Origin of the sequence: Daejeonella sp., from assembly GCF_049655485.1 — a bacterium.
GTDB lineage: Bacteria > Bacteroidota > Bacteroidia > Sphingobacteriales > Sphingobacteriaceae > Daejeonella.
In genome coordinates, this window is the sequence record NZ_JBASJU010000149.1 from 1 (window position 1) to 8,160 (window position 8,160).

Genomic DNA, 8,160 nt, shown 5'->3' on the forward strand with positions numbered 1-8,160 from the left:
ATCGTAGGCTGGCATATCATTGAATATCCCATAAGGAGAAAATCTGACTCCTATTTTCTCTTTACCTATAGCCTTTGCTGTTTGCTCAACAATTTCAAGCAGAAAACGGCTTCTGTTTTCAATATTACCACCATATTCATCGGTCCTTGAGTTGGTGCCGGGATTAATAAATTGTTCAATAAGGTAGCCGTTAGCTCCATGCAGTTCTACACCATCGAATCCGGCTTCAACAGCATTTTTTGCAGCTTCAACAAATTCGTTGATGGTACTTTTGATCTCTTGTGTTGTAAAAGCTCTTGGAACAGGATGATCTTTCATCCCTTCTTTTACGGTATAAATCTGTCCGGCGGCAGCAATGGCAGATGGTGCAAGTATTTCGGCTCTATCAGGTAGATTAAGCTGGTGACCTACACGCCCGGTATGCATGAATTGTATAAATATCTTGCCTCCTTTCTCATGTACGCCTTCAGTAATCTTCTTCCAGCCCTCAACTTGTTGATTATTAAAAATTCCCGGAATATTTGAATAACCTAATCCGTTGGGAGAAGGGGATGTTCCTTCAGTGATAATTAATCCAGCTCCCGACCGCTGCGCGTAGTAAGTTGCCATTAAATCCGTGGGGATATTATCTAAGGTTGCCCGGCTCCGGGTCAAAGGAGCCATAACTGTTCTGTTTTTTAAGTTCAAAGACCTTGAACTGAATGGTGAAAATAATAGTGTATTGTTCATTTGATTTACATGTTTAAACAAATAACTTAAAAGGTGCCCAATTGTTGGTCACTAAAAAGACATTTCGGGAACTTATGACTTTCAACCGACCATCTTCAGATTAGTTTTTTATCCCGATATTGGCTTTATAAAGTGTAGAAGATGAGAATTGCCACATATAATGTAAATGGTATTAATGGCCGCCTACCCGTACTGCTCCGCTGGCTCGAGGAAACAAAACCAAACATTGTTTGCCTGCAGGAACTGAAAGCCCCGGAGGAGAAATTTCCTTTGCAAGCTATAAACGATGCGGGTTATAATGCGATCTGGCATGGTCAGAAAAGCTGGAATGGGGTTGCTATCCTTGCGCGTGGTATGGAAATAAAGGAGTTGAGAAGAGTTTTACCTGGTGATCCTGAAGATAGTCACAGCCGTTATATCGAAGCCTGGATTAATGATATTGTCATAGGTTGTCTTTACCTGCCTAATGGAAATCCTGCACCGGGTCCAAAATTCGATTATAAGCTTCAGTGGTTTGAACGGTTTAACATTCACGCGCAAGAGCTGTTTTCAAGCGGCCTGCCTGTTATTCTTACCGGAGATTTTAATGTGATTCCCACCGAACTTGATGCTTATAAACCCGAGCGCTGGGTGGATGACGCCCTGTTTCGACCTGAAACCCGCGTTGCCTTTCAGAAGCTGATGAAGCAGGGCTGGACAGATGCTATCCGTAAGCTCTATCCGGGTCAGACAATCTATACTTTTTGGGATTATTTCCGCAATGCTTATGGAAGAGATGCCGGTCTCCGTATCGATCATTTTCTTCTTAGCCCCCTCATAGATAAAAGGCTTAAAAGTGCTGGCGTCGACCGCCACGTGCGGGGTTGGGAAAAGAGCAGCGACCACGGGCCTGTTTGGATTGAAATAGAGGATTAATAAAAGCATCTTTGTATTTTCCTTTTTTCGTTAAAGCTTATTTCTATTTTTGAAAGAATCCTTGATTAGGCCAATACCAAATTTGTGAACAAACCAAAAGTCTTAATTACTGGCGCAAGCAGAGGCTTGGGCTTAGCCATCGCTAGAAAGCTTAACAAGGATTACTGCCTGATTTTACACGCTTCCAGGGAGGAGAATATTACCGAACTCCTGGAAGGGAACTTTGTTCTGGCAGCGGATTTGAGCATTCCGGAAGAGCTGGCTGAATTTTGTAAAAGGTTGAAAACAGAGCATGGCAGCGATCTTTACGCAGTAATTAATAACGCAGGCATTTCAATAGATAAGCCGCTATCTTTTCAGCCGGAGCGTGATATTGATAGGATGATCATGGTAAACCTCAAAGCGCCGATTATGATCTCCAAAACAGTCATCAAGATATTTGGTTTAAATGGCCGCGGTGTTATACTTAACATGAGTTCCTGTATTGCTCAATCTGGAAATGCTTTTCAGTCGGTTTATGCAGCAACTAAAGCTGGCCTGATTGCATTTTCAAAATCACTGGCTAAAGAAGTGGGGGAGCTTCATCAGGACCATCAAATCAGGGTTTTGAGTATATCGCCCGGATTTATTCAAACTTCTATGACCGATGAGATACCGGAAGGGCACCGGGATAAATATTTGAAAATGATCCCCGCAGGGAGATTCGGGAAAGCAGAAGAAATTGCTGAGACAGTAGCATTCTTGCTTTCTGATAAGGCGTCTTATATTAATGGAAGTAATATTGAAGTGAATGGAGGATTGTTTTAATATAGAAAACTTAGTTGGGTTTGAGCCTTCACAGATGCTCCTGCATGGGCCCACCAAGTTATTGCTGGACAACTTCCACTGGCACGAACCTAAGATCGGGATTATAGCCAGTTATACGCCTAAATCAAGGGATGTACAGGACCATTTCGGAGTTTTTCGGGGCGTCGATCAGATAGAAGCATTTGCACAGGCTACCATTGTTTCATGTGGCACATTTCTCGAGTGTAAAAAGTTGAATTGTAGCCCGGAGCAGCTAAAAGAACGGTTCGTTCCTGCGTTTATCAGTGTGGGAAATGTGAATTTTCATAATTACCTGGCAGAGGGCGAAACATTTGTCAGTGTAGGCAAGATCAAGTTTTATAAATTCAGGCAAATGGTTAGTGATGGGAGAATATATAAAGTGCCATCCGATTTGGATCTCACCAAATATTTCAAGGATTTTAACGAATCACAGCTTAATAATTATGATCTTGGCGCGGACTTCAGCCTGATTGCCGAACTGTTTGACATTACCGGCCGGGCTTTAAAAAAAGAAACTTTTACAATAGATAAATAATGGAGAGACAGGAAATTATCAATGGCCTTGTTGAAATTTTGAGGACGGTGCGGACAATCGATCCGGAGAAACTTGAAAATATTACTGAGGAGACCGACTTCATAGCAGACCTTAATACCCCATCGACCGAACTGATCAATATTGCTGCTAAAGCTGAACAGAAATTTGACGTTGAATTCGAAGATGATGATATCGACGATATGGGATCGAAAGTAAAGGACATCGTGGATTTGGTCATAAAAGTCAAGGATAGAGCTTAAAAATGGAAGTAGAAGGAAGAAGAGTTGCAGTCGTCGGAATGGGCGGGGCTTTCCCAACCTGTTCGGATATAAACGACTTTTCGGACAAGCTTTTTTCCAATAAAAGCCTGATCAGGGTTTGGGATCAGGCCCTTGCATTTGATAAGCAGGTTCGGTCGAAAGTATCTGGATATATTACCGATGCGGAAACGAACCTTGAAACAATTTACTCCACGATTGTTGCAGGTTATCCCGAAGTACATGTAGACCTTTTAAATCGAATTCCGCCCGGAAATCTCGCTACATCGGATATGGGGAGTATATGGGCTATGCTTGGTACCATGGACGCGATCAGGATGGCTGGCTGGTCTGTCGAAGAAACCCAGTCCGAAAAAACAGGTGTGGTTTTAGGTTCAGGTGGTTGCGGACATGCACTGCTGCGGCCCGCATGGCACCATATCTTTGAAGTAGGGGGAAAATCGCGTTCTGCTGGAGCACACACCGTTGACCGGGCAATGGTTTACCGTGAAGCTGCAAATGTTTCCTGTCTGATTAAAAACCGCGGCGTATGCGAAGCTGTCGTTTCAGCTTGTGCTACAGGTTTAGGTAATATTGGTTACGCCTACCGCCTGATAAAATTTGGGATGCAGGACCGCGTCGTTGCTGGGGGAATTGAAACCACCTCCATTGAAACCTTATTCGGGTTTGACGGCATGCAGGTTTTAAGCCGCGGGTTTGCTCCCGAAGAAAGTTCACGGCCTTTTGATATGAAGAGGAATGGTTTTGTATGTTCATTTGGAGCGGGTATTGTTTGTCTGGAAGAGTATAACTCTGCGAAATCCCGGGGCGCTAATATACTTGGTGTCATCGATAGTTATTTTAATAATTCTGACGGAGATGGAGATATGTTTTATCCTTCGTTCGGCGGTCAGCGAAGGCTTTGGAAAGGCCTGCTGGGAAGTTCAGAAATTAAGCCAGACGTTGTAAAAGTTCACGGCACATCTACGCCAGCAGGTGATCCAATTGAGCTGCTCAGTGTTGTCGATGTATTAGGAGAAGATGGTTTTCATATTTCAGCTCCAAAATCTCAATTTGGACATATGCTTGGAGCGGCTGGTGCAGTGGAGTTCATCACAGCTATACTTATGCTTAAGGAACAAGCGGTATTGCCCTGTCTAAATTCTATTGATCTTAATCCTGAACTTGAAAATATCCAGAAATCACCTAATTGGGATGGGCCTAATGCTCCGCTGCAGAATTTCAGGCATTTGCTGCCCATGCAGAGCTTCAAAAAGGAAATAAATACAATTGCTTGTTTGAACTATGGTTTCGGCGGAACCAATAGCGCGATGCTGGTATCAAAAGATTAGTCATGATCGACAATAAAGGCAAAGTAGCGGTAATATTCGGGGTCAGGAATGATAGTTCGATAGCATTCCATGTAGCGCTCAAATTACATCAGTCGGGTTGTAAGGTGGTAATGAATTATCTTCCGGAAACCCGGGAAGAAGTTCTCCATCTTATGGAAGCACATGGCATGGATGTAACGTATGCAGACCATGTGGATATTCGTGATGAAGAAGCTATTAAACAATTTCTGGACAAAATATACCAGGGTTTAGGGCCAATTGATTACATCCTCCATGGCGTTGCCTTTGCAAGTCAGAACGTCATGTGCTACAGTTTACCAGGAAGTGATGAGGCAGCCCCGTCTTACATTAATATTCCTTTTGAGGATCTTATGGACTCTTTTAATATCAGTGCCTACTCTTTGCTGAGGATTTGCAGAGTTGCTGAGCCATTATTTGCAAAAAATGCTTCGGTTCTAACCCTTTCCTATAACGCTTCACAACGTGTTTTTCCGGGATACGCGGGTATGGCAGTAAATAAAGCAGCCCTTGAAAACATCATGCAGTACCTGGCAAGTTATTTCCGCAAAAGCGGGATTAGGGTCAATGCAATATCCGCAGGCTTAGTGATGACCACTTCTTCTGGTGGGATAAATGGCGTTCGAAAACTCCGCAAAATAGGTAAATTGACAGCACCGCTTGGAAACATAACGGCAGGCGATGTGGCTGATACGGCCTTATATTATTTTTCTGATCTTTCGTCCAAAGTAACCGGGAATATCCATTTTGTCGACGGTGGATTTAATATTATGGGAATTGCAATCGATGAAGAATAGTATTAAAGATTCGGTTTTAGCTTTAGCCCTGCAGGATTTCGCCGTAGGCAACGACCTTGTGTTTGTGCCCGACTTTTCGAAATCCTTTAATGAGCTTTTTAAAGGCAAAGTTTATACTTTAAATGAGCTGGAGTATTGCGAACAGTTTGATCAAGCAATTCTCAGATATGCATCCACCTGGGCAGCCAAGGAAGCTGTTTACAAAGCGGTTAAGCAATTGTATAAACAGCCCCTGGCATTTAAGAATATCGAGATTATCCGTTCCAAAATAGCAGGCATACCACAGGTTAATATGCCCGAAGACTATTCTGACCTGGAAATCAGCTTGAGTATCACGCACGACGGGGATTACGTCTTTGCTATCGTCCTAGTAAAACGAAAAAATGACTAGTCATTACTTTTCTAATGATCTGGTCGAGATGCACTACTATCGTTTCGGCACCGGCCCTAAAAGCATGTTTTGCTTTCATGGTTATGGTATGCATGGCAGGCAGTTTAAAGTGCTGGAAGAAACTATGGGTGATCACTATACTTTCTATGGTTTCGACTTGTTTTTTCACAAGAAAACTAAATTGACAGATCAAAGTGTGGAAGCAGTAAAGAGGGGCATCTCAAAAGGTCAACTTGCTGATTTATTTAAAGACTTTTGTAAAGATGCCGGAGTTGATCGGTTTTCGATTATTGCCTATTCCATGGGATCACATTATGCGACAAGCCTTGTGGAAGAAATGCCGGAATACCTTGAGGAATTATTTATCGCAGCTCCGTCAAGTTTAAAGCCGGGCAAGATCCTTACTTTTTTAAGCGGGAACCGAATCGGGAACAAGGTTTTGGAGCGGATGGCACTGAGTGATACCAGTATGTCGCGACTTTTATTCGTTTTGAAAAAGATAAAAATCATTGACCAGAAAGGCTACGATATACTTTTCAAGGAAGTCGGGACCCCGGAACTTCGATTTAGCTTTTATGCAAGCGCAAGTTTTATGCGTTTTTTAACCCTTAATGCGGAAAAGTTTATTGCTAACCTTAATCAATATCAAATAAGGAGTGTGTTTATTTTCGGTGAGCGCGATAGGAATTATCCACCGGCAATCGGCAAGGCCATAATTCCAAAGATCAAGCTGGCCAGGCAGCTTGTAATAAATGAAAATCATGACATGATCAATCTTAACTTTGCACAGGCTCTTTCACGGATAATTCATGATCATTAAAGCAAAACAAATACCTTGGCTGATAAGGGCTACTGGCAAATTCCTAAGCTGGTTTTTAAGAAGGCGCTTCAATAAATTGCGAATTAGCGAGGTGGATATTAGACCAGACCATTCCTGTCTCCTAATGTGCAACCATTTCAGCTTCTGGGATGGTTTTTGGGCTGCCTATCTCTGTTGGAATGCCATTCACAAAAAACAGGAGCTGAAGGGCTTTTACATTATGGTTTTGAAAAAGCAGATGGAGATGAATCCCTGGCTAAAGTATTTTGGGTGCTTTTCAGTCGCTCCGGGAACTACAACAGTGAACGAAAGCCTGGCCTATGCATCTGAGTTATTAAATACTCCCGGCAATGTAGTCTTAATGTATCCTCAGGGTAATCTTGAATCCAATCATGTTCGCCTTATTGTCATGAAAGATGGCATCAACCATATTGTCTCAAAGATTAAAGGGGATTGTCAGTTGATTTGGAGCAGTAACCTCATCGAATACTTTGAAAGCCTTCGACCATCAGTCTTTTTCCACATGCTCGACTGTGGCACAAACCATGATTTTAAATTTGAAACCCTCGGTGAACAAATAAACGCCCATCATAAAGCCGCGGTCAAAAAACAATTCCGCTTTACGTTCGAAGACTAGCCGACCGGGCTCTTAGTTCTTTACTCTGTGTGTTAGTCTTAGTTCTTGGTTCCTGGCTCTTGGTTCTAGTGCCCCATTCTCTTCAACCCATCCTTCGCCTTAGTCTCAATACTATTCTCATATTCATGATTCTTCATCGCGATCGCCTGTTTGTAAAAAGAAGATGCTTTCGATTTATCACTTCTTTTCTCGTAGATGTTCCCAATACTTAATGCCGCATTTGCTGCATAGTAATACGATGTGAGTTTGCCTGCATTGATCGCTTTCTGGTAGTTGCCAATCGCATCGGTGTCGCGACCTGACTCATCATAAATTCGCCCCAATCTGTAGAAATATTCAATTTGATCACGTTTCAATTTGAAATCGGAAGCATCCTTGCCAGTCAGCTCGGCAAGCGCTTTGGGGTAATATCCTCCATCAAAATAAAGACGGGCTTGCAAGAGATCTTTATTTGGCGCCACTTCATTGGCTTCTTTAAGGGCCTGCTTGTCTTTTTCGTCATAGAGGCTTCCCTGAGTTTTAACCATCTTCACGAAAGTAGCGTATTTGGCATTGTCACCCCGCAGGTAAAAGTAGTAAGCCAGTTTTAGGTATGCATCTTTCACATAATTGATTCCTTTATAATCTTTCAGGTAATTTATCAGGTATATGTTAGCATCATTATCTCCCCGGTTTAATTTGGCATTTCCCAAATGATAGTTGAGAACCGGGAAATTCATGTAATCTCTTCCTTTAGGCCTTTTTAAAAGATAGTCGATAGCACGGTCGTTTTGTGCACTTCTTGCTGATACATAGCCCTGCAGATAAGACTTTAGAAGACTACTGTCGTTCATGCTTGCTGTCAAACTCATGATCTTGTTATAATTGGCTTTGTTATGGAC

Annotated in this window: 11 protein-coding genes; 9 read left to right on the forward strand and 2 right to left on the reverse strand. The window is 42.5% G+C overall.

The genetic code is table 11. The annotated features are described in order from the left end of the window. Nucleotides 1-729, reverse strand: a 729-nt coding sequence (locus tag WBJ10_RS06005; protein ID WP_424288614.1) for an alkene reductase, incomplete at its 3' end; no start/stop codon positions are given. A gap of 141 nt (nt 730-870) precedes the next feature. Here WBJ10_RS06005 and xth point away from each other — a divergent pair. The 9 genes from xth to WBJ10_RS06050 all read left to right on the forward strand — a co-directional run bounded on the left by xth (nt 871) and on the right by WBJ10_RS06050 (nt 7,279). Next, complete coding sequence (xth, locus tag WBJ10_RS06010; RefSeq protein ID WP_424288615.1) at nt 871-1,644, forward strand: exodeoxyribonuclease III; 774 nt, start codon at nt 871-873, stop codon at nt 1,642-1,644. Between the two features lie 84 nt (nt 1,645-1,728). Next, a complete protein-coding gene (locus WBJ10_RS06015) occupies nt 1,729-2,451 on the forward strand; it encodes an SDR family NAD(P)-dependent oxidoreductase (protein ID WP_424288616.1) in 723 nt (240 codons plus the stop codon). Then, nucleotides 2,435-3,007, forward strand: coding sequence for a hypothetical protein (locus WBJ10_RS06020; RefSeq protein ID WP_424288617.1), 573 nt, complete (start codon nt 2,435-2,437; stop codon nt 3,005-3,007). Before WBJ10_RS06015 ends, WBJ10_RS06020 begins: the two co-directional genes overlap by 17 nt. Next, the gene (locus WBJ10_RS06025) at nt 3,007-3,267 is read left to right on the forward strand and encodes an acyl carrier protein (RefSeq protein ID WP_424288618.1); all 261 of its coding nucleotides are present in this window, start codon (nt 3,007-3,009) and stop codon (nt 3,265-3,267) included. Before WBJ10_RS06020 ends, WBJ10_RS06025 begins: the two co-directional genes overlap by 1 nt. A 2-nt stretch (nt 3,268-3,269) precedes the next feature. Beyond that, nucleotides 3,270-4,616 carry a beta-ketoacyl-[acyl-carrier-protein] synthase family protein gene (locus WBJ10_RS06030; protein ID WP_424288619.1) on the forward strand — a complete coding sequence of 449 codons (1,347 nt, stop codon included), beginning with the start codon at nt 3,270-3,272 and terminating at the stop codon, nt 4,614-4,616. Between the two features lie 2 nt (nt 4,617-4,618). Further along, the gene (locus WBJ10_RS06035; protein WP_424288620.1) at nt 4,619-5,431 is read left to right on the forward strand and encodes an enoyl-ACP reductase FabI; all 813 of its coding nucleotides are present in this window, start codon (nt 4,619-4,621) and stop codon (nt 5,429-5,431) included. Then, on the forward strand, nt 5,421-5,822 hold the full coding sequence (locus WBJ10_RS06040) for a holo-ACP synthase (RefSeq protein ID WP_424288621.1): 402 nt from the start codon (nt 5,421-5,423) through the stop codon (nt 5,820-5,822). Before WBJ10_RS06035 ends, WBJ10_RS06040 begins: the two co-directional genes overlap by 11 nt. Beyond that, entirely contained in the window at nt 5,815-6,642 is an 828-nt protein-coding gene (locus WBJ10_RS06045; protein WP_424288622.1) for an alpha/beta fold hydrolase, read from the forward strand. Before WBJ10_RS06040 ends, WBJ10_RS06045 begins: the two co-directional genes overlap by 8 nt. After that, nucleotides 6,632-7,279, forward strand: coding sequence for a 1-acyl-sn-glycerol-3-phosphate acyltransferase (locus WBJ10_RS06050; RefSeq protein WP_424288623.1), 648 nt, complete (start codon nt 6,632-6,634; stop codon nt 7,277-7,279). Before WBJ10_RS06045 ends, WBJ10_RS06050 begins: the two co-directional genes overlap by 11 nt. A gap of 65 nt (nt 7,280-7,344) precedes the next feature. Here the strand turns inward: WBJ10_RS06050 and WBJ10_RS06055 are convergent. Then, a partial coding sequence (locus tag WBJ10_RS06055) for a tetratricopeptide repeat protein (protein ID WP_424288624.1) occupies nt 7,345-8,160 on the reverse strand: 816 nt, incomplete at its 5' end.